The organism is Pectobacterium sp. PL64, assembly GCF_022477975.1.
Taxonomy (GTDB): Bacteria; Pseudomonadota; Gammaproteobacteria; order Enterobacterales; family Enterobacteriaceae; genus Pectobacterium; species Pectobacterium jejuense.
On sequence record NZ_CP092070.1, the window covers coordinates 436,157 to 450,867 of the forward strand.

14 protein-coding genes are annotated in these 14,711 nt (G+C 48.3%); 6 read left to right on the forward strand and 8 right to left on the reverse strand.

The genetic code is table 11. From position 1 onward, the window contains the following. Window positions 1-12 precede the first annotated feature (12 nt). From HP572_RS01925 to HP572_RS01935, 3 genes are all read right to left on the reverse strand, one after another. Window positions 13-762: a molecular chaperone gene (locus tag HP572_RS01925; RefSeq protein WP_240584639.1), complete on the reverse strand. Its 750-nt coding sequence runs from the start codon at window positions 760-762 to the stop codon at window positions 13-15. A gap of 37 nt (window positions 763-799) precedes the next feature. Continuing rightward, complete coding sequence (locus HP572_RS01930; protein WP_240584640.1) at window positions 800-3,223, reverse strand: fimbria/pilus outer membrane usher protein; 2,424 nt, start codon at window positions 3,221-3,223, stop codon at window positions 800-802. Between the two features lie 225 nt (window positions 3,224-3,448). Further along, on the reverse strand, window positions 3,449-3,997 hold the full coding sequence (locus HP572_RS01935) for a fimbrial protein (RefSeq protein WP_240584641.1): 549 nt from the start codon (window positions 3,995-3,997) through the stop codon (window positions 3,449-3,451). Between the two features lie 736 nt (window positions 3,998-4,733). Here HP572_RS01935 and HP572_RS01940 point away from each other — a divergent pair. Together HP572_RS01940 and HP572_RS01945 are read left to right on the forward strand one after the other, a co-directional pair. Continuing rightward, on the forward strand, window positions 4,734-5,507 hold the full coding sequence (locus HP572_RS01940; protein ID WP_240584642.1) for a winged helix-turn-helix domain-containing protein: 774 nt from the start codon (window positions 4,734-4,736) through the stop codon (window positions 5,505-5,507). After that, window positions 5,494-5,964 (forward strand): FidL, encoded by a 471-nt coding sequence (locus HP572_RS01945; protein ID WP_240584643.1) that lies wholly within the window; start codon window positions 5,494-5,496, stop codon window positions 5,962-5,964. The genes HP572_RS01940 and HP572_RS01945 overlap by 14 nt, the downstream gene beginning before the upstream one ends. Before the next feature lie 59 nt (window positions 5,965-6,023). On the opposite strand, the gene HP572_RS01950 is transcribed toward HP572_RS01945, so the two are convergent. Next, window positions 6,024-6,596 carry a TetR/AcrR family transcriptional regulator gene (locus HP572_RS01950; RefSeq protein ID WP_205553048.1) on the reverse strand — a complete coding sequence of 191 codons (573 nt, stop codon included), beginning with the start codon at window positions 6,594-6,596 and terminating at the stop codon, window positions 6,024-6,026. A gap of 92 nt (window positions 6,597-6,688) precedes the next feature. Between HP572_RS01950 and HP572_RS01955 the strand changes: the two genes are divergently transcribed. Beyond that, window positions 6,689-7,582: an ABC transporter six-transmembrane domain-containing protein gene (locus tag HP572_RS01955; protein WP_138256204.1), complete on the forward strand. Its 894-nt coding sequence runs from the start codon at window positions 6,689-6,691 to the stop codon at window positions 7,580-7,582. 106 nt (window positions 7,583-7,688) lie between these two features. Here the strand turns inward: HP572_RS01955 and cueP are convergent, their stop codons facing one another. Together cueP and HP572_RS01965 are read right to left on the reverse strand one after the other, a co-directional pair. After that, window positions 7,689-8,240: a copper-binding periplasmic metallochaperone CueP gene (cueP, locus tag HP572_RS01960; RefSeq protein WP_240585673.1), complete on the reverse strand. Its 552-nt coding sequence runs from the start codon at window positions 8,238-8,240 to the stop codon at window positions 7,689-7,691. Between the two features lie 200 nt (window positions 8,241-8,440). Next, window positions 8,441-9,043, reverse strand: coding sequence for a TetR/AcrR family transcriptional regulator (locus HP572_RS01965; RefSeq protein ID WP_240584644.1), 603 nt, complete (start codon window positions 9,041-9,043; stop codon window positions 8,441-8,443). Window positions 9,044-9,159: 116 nt separating this feature from the next. On the opposite strand from HP572_RS01965, the gene HP572_RS01970 reads away from it, so the two are divergent. Continuing rightward, complete coding sequence (locus HP572_RS01970) at window positions 9,160-9,747, forward strand: NAD(P)H-dependent oxidoreductase (RefSeq protein WP_240584645.1); 588 nt, start codon at window positions 9,160-9,162, stop codon at window positions 9,745-9,747. Between the two features lie 222 nt (window positions 9,748-9,969). Next, window positions 9,970-11,007 carry a methyltransferase gene (locus HP572_RS01975; protein ID WP_240584646.1) on the forward strand — a complete coding sequence of 346 codons (1,038 nt, stop codon included), beginning with the start codon at window positions 9,970-9,972 and terminating at the stop codon, window positions 11,005-11,007. Window positions 11,008-11,692: 685 nt separating this feature from the next. Here the strand turns inward: HP572_RS01975 and HP572_RS01980 are convergent. Next, window positions 11,693-12,712 carry an alpha/beta hydrolase gene (locus tag HP572_RS01980; protein ID WP_240584647.1) on the reverse strand — a complete coding sequence of 340 codons (1,020 nt, stop codon included), beginning with the start codon at window positions 12,710-12,712 and terminating at the stop codon, window positions 11,693-11,695. 160 nt (window positions 12,713-12,872) lie between these two features. Here HP572_RS01980 and HP572_RS01985 point away from each other — a divergent pair, with 160 nt between their 5' ends. Beyond that, window positions 12,873-13,295, forward strand: coding sequence for a MarR family winged helix-turn-helix transcriptional regulator (locus tag HP572_RS01985; RefSeq protein WP_010303416.1), 423 nt, complete (start codon window positions 12,873-12,875; stop codon window positions 13,293-13,295). 128 nt (window positions 13,296-13,423) lie between these two features. On the opposite strand, the gene HP572_RS01990 is transcribed toward HP572_RS01985, so the two are convergent. Continuing rightward, window positions 13,424-14,611, reverse strand: coding sequence for an MFS transporter (locus tag HP572_RS01990; protein ID WP_095993820.1), 1,188 nt, complete (start codon window positions 14,609-14,611; stop codon window positions 13,424-13,426). Between the last annotated feature and the right edge of the window lie 100 nt (window positions 14,612-14,711).

Here is a 14,711-nt window from a genome sequence, read left to right on the forward strand (position 1 = left end):
GTTCCCTGTGGTTTATTTACGGATGATGGGCTGGCACTGGTTTTGCGCGCAGGTAAAAGGCAACTCCAGATGGCCGCCGTAGTCATTGACGTAGTACAGATAGAAGCGATCGACCGCGCCGTCATTCACCTCAACTGACAGCGTTGAGCGTGGTGAAACCATAAAGGCGTTTCCCTTCAGCAGGCTGGTGGGGTTGGCGCGCGTCGCTTTGGGCTGTTTCAGAATGCCGCTGACCGTGATGTAGTACGGCGTGGGGTTTTCTACCTGAAAGGTGTTTCCCGTTTTACGGACGATCAGTTTTTCCTGCCATATTTCGTCTTTGGCTGGCTTTACACCACGGGGGCGGAAGAACACCTTAATTTCAGACTGAATGGCGATCTGTAATACGTTAGGTTTGTCCGTCTTGGGCGGAATTTCCCGGACGTTAAGGTAAAACAGCGATTCGCGGTCGGTTGGCAATTGGCTGATTTGCTCTGTTTTGACCAGACGAATCAGGCTATATCCTTTCGCTTCGATGCGCTGTAATGGCGGCAGCACCATCAGCGGCGTCGTCACTTTATTGTGCCGATCGTCCGTCAGCCAGGACTGCGCCAGAAATGGATTCTCCGCATTTTGGTTCATCAGCATGACCGTCGCGGATTGCTCCTCATCGTTAAAAATAACGCGGGTGCGATCTAGGCTCAGTGCGCTGTAGGCTGTGGGCATCAAAAACAGGCAGCCGATAATGAATCCTGCTGCTCGCTGATAAAATGTGTGTTTCATAACGTACTCTCCAGATTTTTCTCTTTCTTCGCGCCGCTTATTTACAGGGAAGCAGCAGGGCATCAAGGTGATTTAAGGTGGCGGGCAGGGTGATGGCACACTGTGTTCTCCCCTCCCAGATGACGGACAGCGTTTCGTCAGGCGACACGCCCGTGATGTAGGCCTGACCGCCGTTGGCGATCATGGCGATATCGCGGCCTTTCTTGTTTTTGATCTGGGCGGCGAACGGGGGATTTTTGCCATCGGCCAGCGCGACGTGCGCCAGGATTTTTGCCCCGCTCACTACGTCGAACTTGCGGTAGCCGATGGCGCCTTCGGTCAGCGTGCCTTGAACCACCGTCGTTACCGCTTCAATGTGTTGCGGTAATTTCTGAACATCAATGCGGGTCGACACGTCGTAGTAGCTGCTGGTGCCGGCAATCACGGCCAGACCATAGCGATTGGTCTCGACCTGACTACCGGTGAACGGCACGCCCGCTTGGCCTGCATCGACCATGATGCGTGTGCCGCCCTGATTGCCTTTCGGGTGTGCTGCGACGCCGTGGCGGGTGGCGGTAATCCCGCCGCGCAATGAACCGTTCAGGTAGGTATAGCGATCCTGCTGCCAGGCGACGCCCACGGTGGCATCCGTCATCGGTGCCAGATGGGTATAGTTGCCGCTCAGGTAAGTATTCTCTTTGCTGTCGTGCCGGGTGCTCAGATTCCAGGTACGGCGCGGATCGGCGTTATTGGAATAGGTCAGCGCCTGATTGCTGCCGTCGTTGTAGCGCCCCATGCTGTAGCTCAGGCGATCCTTCTCTCCGAGCGGGATAGAAAAGCTCAGATACAGGCTGTCATCGTTACGGCGGTTGAATTCGGTGCGATAGACCGAGAGATTCGCGGCAATGCCTTTCAATGCGCCGATATCGAAATATTTGTTCAGTGAAACCCCGTAGCGATCCTGCTCGGCTTCATTCCAGTAGGTTTGGCGCGTATAGGTAACGTAGGTCGATAGCCCGCTCAGCACGGGGGAGGATTCCCGCGTCGCGAAATTTTTGGAGAGCGTAATGGTGTAGCGCTCTTTTTCATTGCGATAGCGACTATCGAGATTCAGCGCATAGAGATATTGCGCCATGCTCATGTAGGTCTTTTCTGAAAAGCGGTAGCCCGCAAAACTGATCTGGCTATCGATCGAGTTGAAGTATTTAGACCAGTTGAGTGAGAAAGCATGCCCCATCTGAGACGCGGATGTTGCCGGGAGCGTCGCGCGTGACTGTGTGATATCCGCCGACAGCGCGCCCAGCAGATAGAGGTTCTTCCCGATGCCTGCCGACCAGGACTGGTAGCCATCGGACAACATGCCGCCGCCGTACACCGACCACGCGTTGGATAATCCCCATGAGGCTTCGGCAGAAGAAAAGGCCGGACCTTGCAGACGGTGGTTGGTATTTGAGGGTTTACCGGCAGCGAGTTTGTACTGCACGTGCCCCGGCCGCGTCAGGTAAGGCAGGTTGGCCGATTCGGTCTGGAATGTCGTCACCGTACCGTCTTCTTCCGTCACGCGCACATCCAGCGTGCCGCTGACGCCGTTCTTCATATCCTGAATGGCAAAGGGACCAGCAGGCACGGTGGTTTCATAGATCAGCCTGCCATTTTGCGTGACGGTCACCGTCGCGTTTGACTTGGCGACGCCGCGGATTTCGGGCGCATAGCCGCGCAGCGAAGGGGGAAGCATGTTCTCGTTATTGGCTAATGACACGCCGGTAAAGCGATAGCTATCGAACAGGTTGCTGCTGAAATACATTTCCCCCAGCTTGAGATCGGCCGAAAGCGTTGGCAGCGGACGATAGGCGTAAAACTGATCCCACGAGAAACGATCGCGATTCGCGTTGCGCGATTTTTGCAGAAAATAGCGGTAATCAGCACGATAGCGCCAGGCTCCCTGATTAAATCCGGTGGTGCCGTAGCTGCTGAGATAGTGTGATGTGCCTTTGCCGTTGGTATCACGGCGCACGTTCCCGACGAGGTTGTAGTCCAGCAGCGCACCGTTGATGCCGTGGTCCCATTGTTCAGGCGGAATCCAGTTGCGATCGCTGTACGCTAGCCAGGCCTGCGGGATCGTAATATTTAGCGTTCCCATGCCTATCTGGTTAGAGACGGTGACGCCAGCGATAGGCGTCAGATCGACACACGCACCGTTATTCCATAATTCGGCTTTGTCACGCGCCTCTTTTTTCAGCGCTAGTTTATCGACGAGTTCGGGCGAGAGGCAGGCTGTTGGCCGAGCGTGATGATTGCCTTCCGGCAGGTAATCAATTATCTGCTGTTGTATTTCACGCGCGTTGACTTTAATTGATAAAAGATAGGTGCCGGGCGTGACGTATTCGGGATCGGAAAAATGGCTAAGATCAATTTCAGTACGATCGTCGACATCCAGTACGTTAACGTTAAATTCCGTTGCACTGAGCGATGTTGTATTCAAAGAAAAAATAAAAATACCGCAGCGAAATAACGCGAATTTTATTTTTTCTTTGAATGTAATATTCTTCATTGCCATAGGAATAGATACTTGAATAGATGCCGCATTGTGGTTATCCATTCATATCAATCGATATGTGGAATAAATAAGGTATTAGGGGAGGAGGCCTCCCCCATTTGATTGCCTATCCCTGTTGTTAGCGCAATAGATGGTTAGCGCAACAGAATGTTATTGATAGGACACAACAAAATTAGCCGTGCTGGCGAAGGAACCGGTCGTGATTACTGGTGATTCCCCTTCCTGTGGGGTTGGCAGTTTTGCGACATAAGACGTGAAGGAGAAGATATTATCTCCATTTGCCAATGGTGTTGCTGGAACGGCTGGTGTGGTTCCGTCGAATTTAATTTTTTCGCCGACACGCTCTACAGCAATACCTGCACCAGTTGCGCTGCCGTTTAATGCCAGCAGTTCATTATTGGTGCCAGATGCCACGCCGCCGGAGAAAACAATTTTGGCGCTGGTCGCGGTATCCAGACTGCAATCTTTTAATGTGATATCAAACGGCTTAATTTCGGAGGTGCCACCGTTTTCCAGCACGGTTTTACTGATTTCGCCAAATTCGACCGTTTGGTGCAAATCATCCTGAGATACTGAGCAAGGCGTATCAATAATTTTTCCTTTGAACGTCACCGATCCATTATGTGAATCTGCAGCATATGCGCCGGCAGACAATATGACGGAGATAAGGGATGCCAGGGTGATTTTTGATAATTTCATATTATGCTCTCTCTGTTGGTTACTTTGTTTAGAAGTGAATGTGTTTAGAAGTGAATGTGTTTAGAAGCGAATGTTTAAACGTTAGCGCTACTCTCATGAATACTCATACGTTCATTCATAACGACTAATACCTTCTCTTTTGTAATGCCTTTACTGACGGGGTAGCGGTTTATCGTATTTTCACGTAGGGAATATATTTCCCGCTTGCCTAATCAGTGGCTCTGGAACAGGGGAGATGGTAGTGCTGAGTGACTTTGTGGTCAAATATATTGTTTTAATTAGTTTTATTTAGTTTAAATCTTTAAAGTTTATATTTATTTAGGTTTTTGTTCTGTTTTTTGGTTTTGATGTCCTAACAAGACATAATGGGCTATAAATATAATTGTCGAGATAATTTATTTTAATTCAATGTCTTATTTGTTATTTTCTATCTTCTGGGTTGATATGGGGTGAAATGTTTTCTGCTTTATAAAAATAATGAAATGTCTTTTTATTTATATAGATCTTAAATGAAGGGTAAATAATCTTTGACAATAAATAGGTAAGTTTTTATCCTTGCCTGAGATAGAGCCTGTGAGATTGCATATATAATTTATTTTTTATAGATAACGTGTTTTTTGTCATGGCGTAGTAAATTTAAGACTATTCCATAGGTTTTATTATCATAAGTGATGTATCTATCAGGCTGATTATAACAAATGAATAGCGCTTCTTAATCTTGATGGAAAAAGTACGTATGGTTTATTTGATTAATGATTTAATCATTTTTAATGAGGGAGAAGGAACACTAGCATGGATAGAACGTGAAAATGAAGCCATCTCTCTGAGCCTTCCTATTTCTCGATTGCTCTGCTTGTTCATTGAGAATCCAGGGGTAACGCTAAGCCGCGAATTTTTGTTGAAAGAGGCATTGGAAAAGCACGCACTTTGCCCTTCTCTTAATAATTTAAACAACTATTTATCTCTGCTAAGGAAGGTATTACGCGAATTCGACCTTGCGGATTCGATTGTAACCATCCCCAAGCTGGGTATTGTTTTTAACGCGAAAAGCATTGTTTTCTATCCAACAGAGAATGGGGGGAAAGAAGAGAAAGAAACGCTAAATCAGGGAGGTGAGAAGAACGTTGAAGAGGAGGTTTACGAAGAAAAAAAGCCATTTTCTATAAAACACCGCGCCATCTCTGAGCCAGTAAAAAAACAGCAATACATCCGGTTTCTTCTCATCTGGATAACGATAGTGGGGGTTTTTCTGATCGCGCTGGTAAGCGCAAATCGCTTCCCGTATCGACACCTTGTTGACGTTAAGATGAGTGGGAAATGCGATCTTTTCTATTTATATGACAGCGTAGGTTATCCCCTTCCGACCGACTATGAAAATCTGTGTACCGACAACACGTTGTTCTTCCTGTCGAAAAAAATCGTTATATCTGGAATGCTGGATAAGAAAAGTGAAATCGTTATTTCCTGCAAGAAAGATGGGAAGGGATGTGTAACTTATGTTAATAATTAAAGTCAGAAAGAAGATTTTTTGCACTGTATTAGTGCTTTTTATTTCATTTACGCTGGGAATCCTTTTTTATTTAAAAAGTAATTTATACCGAAATCCGCTGGTCTGTCAGGCTGAGGTAAAGCACTACGTAGAAGATCAACAAATCAGAAAGGAATATGACGTCTATTTTTATCTCAATAAACAAAACAGGGCGCTGGTGTTAGTCAACGGCTTTTACCTCGGTGAAGACGGCGTACCGCTAACGATTCGGCGCACGTTCAGCTTTGATTCAGTGTGGGAAGGGAACCGTCTGGTGGTGAACAATATCGTGATTAATAAGAATATCAATGATAATGCACCCGATGAAGCGATCCCCATCCTGGCTGAAAATGATGTCATCCAGTTCGAAATGTTGACGAAGTATGCTTATCTGATTAGCACCGTCCAATCAAAAATGGCCTGTAATATCCGTGATTAATGCGTGTTGAAACGGCGTGTACACATTAATCGCAATTCTGGGCGTGCTGCTCATGCGCTTCACAACACGCGCTGTATGAAGTCATCAATATCTTCCGTTGCTTGCTGAAAATCAGCAGGCGTAGGGTTAATAATGAGATGGTCAGAGTAGCCGTTTAACAGCGCGCCTAGCTGGCGGGAAACGCGCTGAGTATCGGTATTTTGGAAAGCACCGGACGCGACGCCTGATGCGATGATCTCTTCCAGTAAGGCAAACCATTTCTCTGTCATTACATGGGCGAGTTCTGCGTAAGCGGTATTGTGAACGGCCAACTGCCATAGCGAGCCATACAGATTCCAGATGACATCGGTGGTATCCGGCAGGTAATTCTTCACCAGCGCATGCAGTTTCTCTTTCGGCGGTAATGTGGCGATTCCTGCTGCAACCTCTTCCAAATCCGCCTGCATGAACGCCGTTAGCGCCTCAATCGACAGTGTTTGCCAGTCAGGAAAGTAGTGATAAAGATGGCTGCGCGAAATACCAACGTGTTCCGCCAGTTCGCGCGTGGTGACTTTCTCAATACCTTTCTCAATAAACAGCTCGATTGCGCCATCAAGGATTTTGTCTTTTAGCGCTTTCGTCGTCTCTTTCATTACCGTCCCCGCGTTGACTTTGAGCAAGTGCTCAAATACAATTTTTTCTCTTGAGCAACCGCTCAAGTATAACTCTGTTAAATACGATTCTCATGCAAACCCATAATATCAGCGAACCGGTCAAGGTTTCGCATAGTGCCGCTGTCACCCTTAAAAAACTCGGAAAGCTGCATGGCAAAAAACTGATTCTCACTCTGCTGTTAGTCGTGGCGGAGAATGTGACTTACCTTCTTTATCCCCTGATGGCGGGTTTCGCCATTAACGCTATTCTGAACGCTCAGCCTTGGCACGCGGTGCTGTATGCGCTGATGGTGTTCATTATGTGGGCGATTGGCGCGGCACGGCGCAGCGTGGATACTCGCACGTTCGCCCGTATTTATGCTGCACTGGCCGTACCGGTGATTCTGGCGCAGAGAAAAGAAAACCATAACCACTCAACCATCGCGGCGCGCGTGGCACTCTCACGCGAATTCGTGGATTTTTTTGAAATCCACCTTCCGGTGCTGATCACGTCGCTGGCGTCGATCATCGGTGCGGCCGTGATGTTACTGGTGATTGAATCCTGGGCGGGCGTGGCCTGTATCGTCATTCTGCTGTTTTTCGCGTTGTTCCTGCCAAGCTATACACGCAAGAATGAAGCCCTGTTTGGCAAATTAAATAACCGTCTGGAAAAAGAGGTTGGCTTTGTCAGCAGCGCGACGGCGGCATCATTGACCAAGCATTATCACGTGCTAGCCGGGCTGCGCATTCGCCTGTCGGATCGTGAAGCGCTGGGCTATCTGGCTATCGGGGCCGCCGCTGCCGTCCTGTTTTCACTGACGATTGTGTATATGACGCTTAACGGCGGAACCAATGCGGGGCATATCTATTCGGTGATGACTTACATGTGGATGTTTGCCATGAGTCTGGACGACGCGCCTGGCCTGTTAGAAAAATACTCGCAGCTAAAAGATATCGGTAAGCGCGTGGATACGGGCGTGGTGTGAGTAAATCGTGGGGGCGATGAAATAAGTAATACGCCAGCTTCCCCGCTGAACAAAAAACCCAGCGATGCCGCTGGGTTTCTTATTCTGTGTTCGAGACGGCTTTCTGCTACGCCTCTTTCAATGGCAGTGTCGTCATGCAGGTCTGACTGTCGTCATAGGTCGCAAACGGTGAGCTTGCCACGCGTCCCTGATAGGTAACATTAATCGTTCCTTCAATATTGCGTGGTAACCATACGCCGACAAAACCGTTTTGGTGGCTGCTCAGTGTTTTTTGCACGATAACGTTACCGGCTTTATCCGTGATTTTTACGTCAAACGTGGTATTGGTGAGCTCACCCTGACACCCGGATAAACTGTGGTTGAAGCAGGGATGCGTTTGCTGAATATAAGGGGCGAATGAGAGATAGAATTTATTGCCCAGCGGATAGCTATACTGCTGCTGCCCATCGGATAATTTCAGTTCTTTGCTGGTAATCGACGCGCTGTAGGGCAACGGTCTTGCCTGCGGCGATTGATCGATCGTATCGACGATCTGCTCGACGCTTTTCCCCGCCAGCCCTTGTTTAGCCAGAAACGCGTTGGCGTCCGTCGCCGCAGCGAAACCCGGCCCGCTCAGTGTCAGAGCAAGCAGCGCCGCCATCATCTTTATCTTCATCATCATTTTCCCTCAATTAGAGTCATTAGCCTGGAATCACAACTTATGACGTTACACCTTCCCCCTACGGGAAGGTCAAAAGGTGGGGAGTATAGAAAGGTAAATTAATGTATTTACTGATTTTTTATTGATTTTGGTCAATTTTAAATCAGGGTGAATGGCGGTGATATCAGCGCCATTATTGATGTGGGTTGGGTTATGTTTTATAGGTGCTGTGCGCTGCACCTTTGCACCATCGCGACAATCACCTGGAACAGTTCATCTTTAGCCTGCTGCTCCGTAATAATCCCTTTAACGGCGGCATAAGATAATCCTTCGGCTGAACCGAGCATCGCGCGTAATGCGGCATCATGAAGTGGCTTACCTGCGCAGAATGGGGCAAAGAGATCGCGGCATTTTTCCGTGAAGGTGGCATCGTACTCTTGCCTGATTTGTTCAAGCTCGGGGGTTCCGGTGAGCGCCGCCATGACATTAGGCATTTCACGGCCCTGAAGCAGTACGCAATCAATATACGAAGTGGCAATCACCGCAGCCAGCTTATCGAGCACGGGCTCAGTTTTACGGATAATGTCATCCATAATCGTCGTCTGGCGGGCATCGTATTCCTTATAAAGTGCAGCTAACAGCCCCGAACGGTTAGTAAAGTGATCGTAAACTACTGGCTTCGTTACACCAGCCTGTTCCGCCAAATGCCCAAGCGTCAGCGCTTCCGTACCTTCCTCTCTAATAATCTGCCAGGCGGCTTTGATCAGTTGTCTATGGCGATCTTCTCTTGATAAACGCTGTCGTGCCTGTGGTTTGGACATTGGCGATATTATCCTGTTGACATTCTTATGTACCAAAAGTAACTTACCAATAGTAGGTTACTGTTAGTATATTAGATTATCGCTGACATCGTTCTATAGCAATAGGAGTACCCGGAATGCATGCATTACTTGTCGTTTCTCATCCTGTTCATACCTCACTAACGCACAGTGTCGCTACCGCGATTGCGGAAGGGATCGCTGGGGCAAACCCAGAAAATACGTTTGAAATCGCAGATCTTACCCAGGAAGGCTTCAACCCAGTGTTTTCTGTGTCAGATATGGCGGCTTTCCAGTGTACAGGCGCAATACCGCCTGACGTCATTGCTGAGCAGTCCCGTATTGATAACGCAGATGCGCTGGTGCTGGTGTTCCCGATTTACTGGTGGTCCATGCCGGGGCTGTTGAAAGGATGGATCGACCGCGTGTTTTCAAATGGCTGGTCCTATGAAGAAACCGCCGATGGGAATGTGATAAAGAAACTGGGACATTTACCGGTGCATCTTGTGGCGCTGGGTGCAGCTAACCAGAGAACATTTGAAAAGCGTGGCTATGCGGATGCCTTTCATGCACAGATCGATCACGGGATTTTTGACTACTGCGGTGCTTCAGTATTGACGTCTGAAATGCTACTGATGCCGGAGTTGGGAACGCCTGAGGCGTGTATCGATGCCGCGCGCCATATTGGTGGCCGCATTTTCCAGTAATCGTTATTTTAAACCATCGATAACAAATCCTATTTTTAAAATAATAGCGTCTTTAAATCATGATGTTTTAGTCCCTTATTTCTTCTGGCCGGATGGTAGATGGCTGATTACCGTTCGGCCAAACGGATGATATGTTTTTAGCCTCATTTCCGCATCGTCATCAATGACGTGCTAGATCGTAAACTCATCCTCGCTATGAAATCAGAGAATAAAGGGAAATATATGAATTCCGCTGAGCATATTAGAAGTATTTCAGAAATCATGATGATGCCTTTGGCCGCAAAAGCATTATGCGTTGCAGCGGAAATAGGGATAGCCGATAAAATAGGGGAGAAGGGGATAGCCATCGCTGAATTGGCAAAGGAATTTCAGGCGAGTGAAAAGAACATTTTTGATATTATCAAGGTGCTTGAGGTCTTTGGCTTTTTTGAAGTGAAAGATGAAAGTATTATTAAAAATAACGCACGTTCTTCGCTGCTGATGTCGGATAACATCAGCTCAATGAAGCATTTCTGTATGCTGTTCGGCAATGAATACTACCAAGGGTTTGATGGGCTATTGCACACGAGCCGTACGGGGGAATCAGGCTTTAAGCAGGTCTTTGGGCTGACATTATATGAGCATCTGGCGCACTCCGCATCACGAGCAGAAATTTACGATCTTGCCATGCGGGATTTATCTCGCCCGGTTGGATATGTGCTGGCGAAAGAATATGCGTCTCTTTTTAAAGCGGCTGGCAGCGTTGTTGATATTGGCGGCGGTAGCGGCGTTATTCTGACTGAGCTTATAAAGCAGTATCATCATTTAACGGGTTGTCTTTTCGATATGACCGGTGTCTGTACCCGAAGCGAAAAGCGTGTCGCACAGCACTATCCTGAATTGAAAGAAAGAATGGTTTTCACTCCCGGCAGCTTCTTTGAGACAATTCCTTCTGGTTATAATATCTATCTGCTTAAAAATATATTGCATAACTGGAACGACGAATTCTGCCTGAAAATATTAAAAGCCATCGTGCAATCAATTGGGAATTCAACGCTATTAATTATCGAACCCTTGCTAGCGCATGAGGAAACTTCACCAAGATTATTGATGAATGCGCTTTTTCAATCTGTCATCTGCCAGGATGGCACGCGATACAGAACGTTGAAAGATATGGAAGATATTCTGACGTTAAGTGGATTAACCGTCGTTGGCACAAAGAAAATAACCACTGGCCATACGGTCGTTGAGATTAAATTAAACGCGGCGCTGAAGAGATAAATATGGCAAGTGCTCTATTTTTCTGTATTTTCCTCATGCGTTTCTAATGACTACTGTTATTAAAGCCATGTTATTAAAAACAGTATTGACACTGTTTTTAAAATCCGTAGATTGGTTACTAACAGCAGTGAATTTTCAGCCTGCTGTGATGTTGAAGACATCGAATATGTTCTTTAACACGTATTTTGCGATACAGGTCACGAAATATTTTTGTATGGGAAATCGATGTTGAGAAAACTTCATATTCTCACTCGATGATGCTCTAAGGCCACGTAGTCAGTACCGACAATCGCAAAAATGGGGTGAAAGCGCGATGATGTAAGGCCATGATTTTGTTTTTATTGGTTGCGATTAGGTGTTGGTTTAGTGATGTGAAAGATATCGCAACGGGAGTAAGGCCACGCATCAAAGAGTCTATATCGCGATGGGGGATGTACTTGTTAACCTGCCATATCTTTGAATGGTGATAAGGTTGGCAGACTGTTTAAATCAGTAAATATAGGGAGGTTTAGCTCATTTTAGTACCCAATATTATCTGTTATAAACGTGTACATTTGAAGCAGTACCAATAGTAGTAAATGTTATTAAGTCAATGAATGTTAAATCTTAAATCTGTAGTACCTTAAAAGCCCTGGCTAATATAGTCAGGGCTTTTATCATTTGGAACCATTGCTATATCAAGCCGTTATTTCAGGTGTTTTTGCAACTCTGCGCCCGCCTGCTCCAGCGCGGTGATGACTGTCGGCTCCTCGCTCAGCGGATTCAGCAGACCGTAATCATGGATCATGCCGTTGTAGCGAGTCACGGTCACGGGTACGCCTGCTGCATCCAGCTTACGTCCGAACGCTTCGCCTTCATCGCGCAGTACATCCAGTTCTGCCGTCTGAATCAATGTCTGCGGGAAGCCCTTCAACTGTTCAGTACTGGCACGCAGCGGGGAGGCTAGAATATTGTTACGGTCTGCCGCACGGGTCGTGTAGTTATCCCAGAACCACTTCATCATATTTTTCGTCAGGAAATAGCCCTTTTCGTACTGGTTGTAGGACGCGTTATCGAAGTTTGCATCCGTTACAGGCCACAGCATGACGTTATAACGAATTTTCGGCCCGCCGAACTGTTTAGCCTGTAGGGCAACAGACGCGACCATGTTGCCGCCGACGCTGTTGCCGACCAACGCCAGACGATTGCCGTCCACACCAATTTCCTGACCGTGCTCGGCTACCCACTGTGTCGCTTCATAAGCCTGATTGATGGCTACAGGGAAGCGTGCTTCAGGGGACGGAGTGTAATCCACGTAAACCGCTGCGGCACCAGACGCCCTGACCAGATCGCGGATTAAACGCTCGTGAGTTGGGAAATCACCGAGCACCCAGCCGCCGCCATGGAAAAACATGAACACCGGCAGCGTACCGGATACATTTTCCGGCTTCACAATTTTCAGCTTAATAGCCTGACCGTTCACCTGGATGGTTTTTTCAGACACCTGTGCGGCTGGCAGTTTCACGCCCTGTTGCGCACCGATCAGAACCTGACGTGCTTCCTGTGGAGTCATCTGCTCTATCGGCTTGCCCTTACCGGAATTCAGGACATCAAGAAACGCCTGTACACCAGCGGTCGGTGCAGGGGCATTGATCGGCTGCGCAGAAGCGATGGATGTCATAGATGCGAACACGGCAGAAGTCAGGATGGTGGAGACGGTTTTCATGATGTTGGCCCTTTTTAAAATTGTGTGGTTGATAGGTTCAATCGGGTTGCCTTTCATAGCTGCACGATTAAATCGTATAGATAATACTTGCGTACAAGTTACTTTTGGTCAAACGTTATTTATAATTTTTTTTAAGCTTGTGAGTAACGGAGTATTTAAAATGAAAGAAAACAGTACCCTGGGTGAACTGCTGTGCTTCTCTCTGTATTCGGTCGCCAATGCACTGATCCGTCAGTATCGGCCGCTGCTGAAAGAATTCGATCTGACTTACCCGCAGTTTGTCGTCCTTCTGTCCCTGTACGATCAGGACAATATCCTGCTCAAGGAACTGAGTGAAAAAACGCTGTTTGATTCCGGCACGTTGACGCCGCTTGTCCAGAAGCTGGAAGCCAAGGAATTTTTAAACCGGGTTGCGGTTGCGGGTGATGAGCGGATGAAAAAAGTGGTGCTGACTGACAAGGCGCTTGCGTTGAAAGAACGGATCGTCGACCTGCCAAATCAGATGCGTTGCTCTATGCGTATGAAAGATGAGGATCTGAATATGCTGCGACAGCTTTCCAAAAATCTGCTGGAAGATTTATAGCTGGGTGAGGGAAGCTCGATTTCCTATCGAGGATTTTCGAACCATCGGGTCGATCTGGCGATGAGAACGGATCAAAAGGGATGGTAAGCGGCAGATGCCACACCGACTCTCAGGTGTGGCATTGCGTGTTATTGTGCGCGAACTCGCACGCCCGCAAAAACAATCACCATTGCTGATACCAGCAATAATCCGCTGCCAGCAAACACACCGCTGGCTCCGTTGAGGTCAAATATCACCCCGCCACCCGCAGCTCCAGCCCCGATCGCAAATTGGATCGATGCTACCAGTAAACCGCCCGCGCTTTCGGCTTCGTCCGGTACGGTTGTCGCAAGCCAGGTTGACCAGCCCACGGGAACCAGACCAAACGCAAATCCCCACATCGCCACCAGCAGACCATCCAGTATCGCCAGATGTCCAAAGGCCGCCATGGTCAGTGCCAGAACGCCCATCACAAATGGCACCAGTGCCAGCGTCAGGCGCAAGTTTCGCGCCAGTAGATAACCGGCAATCGAAGTACCGACAAAATTGGCGAGGCCAAAGCCGAGTAAAATCAGGGAAATATTCTCGACGCTTGCCTGCCCGACGGTTTCCAGGAACGGGCGCAGGTAGGTGAAGAAGGCAAAATGTCCGCTGAAGATCAGCACGGTTGCCAGCAGTCCGCCGATCATGCCCGGACGGCGCAGCACGCGAAGCAGTGTTCCCAGGCTACCGCTGCTTTCCGGCTTCATCGATGGCAACACCCACAATTGCCAAAACAGCGCCACAACGCTCGGCAGAATGCAGAGGATAAAGACGTTTCGCCAGCCAATCAAACTCCCCAGATAGCTGCCAAGCGGCGCGGCAACAACGGTGGCAATAGAGACGCTGGAGAAGATCACCGCTAGCGCTTTGGGCACTTTATCCTTGGGCACAAGGCGCATCGCCGTGGCGGTGGACATGGCCCAGAATCCACCAATGGCAACGCCTAGCAGTAAACGTCCGAATAGCAACACATGCAGATTGGGGGCAAACGCCACCAGCAGGCTGGAGATGATTTGCAGCACCGAGAAAAACATCAACACCCAACGGCGGTCGATACTTTTGGTTGCCGATGTGATGAGCAAGCCGGTCACCAGCGCGACCAGTGCCGTTGCGGTCACCGCCTGGCCTGCCATTCCCTCTGTGACGCCTAAACTTGTCGCCATCGGCGTTAATAAACTGGCCGGTAGAAACTCAGCCGTAATCAGGCCAAATACCCCCAGTCCCAGTGAATAAACGGCTCGCCAGGCGGGTTTTGCGGGCGCGATGGCCTCACTTGCCGCTATACATGAATTCATCTGTTGCTCTCTCGTTAGAAAAATGTGACAACCGTCACGAAGCATAGAGCGTTCCACACGGACGATCTATGACATATAATCTTCACTTATTGATTATTCG

Bases quoted from the DNA above. Each gene is read 5' to 3' on its own strand.
- HP572_RS01925 (WP_240584639.1), bottom strand. From the start codon at position 762: ATGAAACACACATTTTATCAGCGAGCAGCAGGATTCATTATCGGCTGC.
- HP572_RS01935 (WP_240584641.1), bottom strand. From the start codon at position 3,997: ATGAAATTATCAAAAATCACCCTGGCATCCCTTATCTCCGTCATATTG.
- HP572_RS01940 (WP_240584642.1), top strand. From the start codon at position 4,734: ATGGTTTATTTGATTAATGATTTAATCATTTTTAATGAGGGAGAAGGA.
- HP572_RS01945 (WP_240584643.1), top strand. From the start codon at position 5,494: ATGTTAATAATTAAAGTCAGAAAGAAGATTTTTTGCACTGTATTAGTG.
- HP572_RS01950 (WP_205553048.1), bottom strand. From the start codon at position 6,596: ATGAAAGAGACGACGAAAGCGCTAAAAGACAAAATCCTTGATGGCGCA.
- HP572_RS01955 (WP_138256204.1), top strand. From the start codon at position 6,689: ATGCAAACCCATAATATCAGCGAACCGGTCAAGGTTTCGCATAGTGCC.
- cueP (WP_240585673.1), bottom strand. From the start codon at position 8,240: ATGATGAAGATAAAGATGATGGCGGCGCTGCTTGCTCTGACACTGAGC.
- HP572_RS01965 (WP_240584644.1), bottom strand. From the start codon at position 9,043: ATGTCCAAACCACAGGCACGACAGCGTTTATCAAGAGAAGATCGCCAT.
- HP572_RS01970 (WP_240584645.1), top strand. From the start codon at position 9,160: ATGCATGCATTACTTGTCGTTTCTCATCCTGTTCATACCTCACTAACG.
- HP572_RS01975 (WP_240584646.1), top strand. From the start codon at position 9,970: ATGAATTCCGCTGAGCATATTAGAAGTATTTCAGAAATCATGATGATG.
- HP572_RS01980 (WP_240584647.1), bottom strand. From the start codon at position 12,712: ATGAAAACCGTCTCCACCATCCTGACTTCTGCCGTGTTCGCATCTATG.
- HP572_RS01985 (WP_010303416.1), top strand. From the start codon at position 12,873: ATGAAAGAAAACAGTACCCTGGGTGAACTGCTGTGCTTCTCTCTGTAT.
- HP572_RS01990 (WP_095993820.1), bottom strand. From the start codon at position 14,611: ATGAATTCATGTATAGCGGCAAGTGAGGCCATCGCGCCCGCAAAACCC.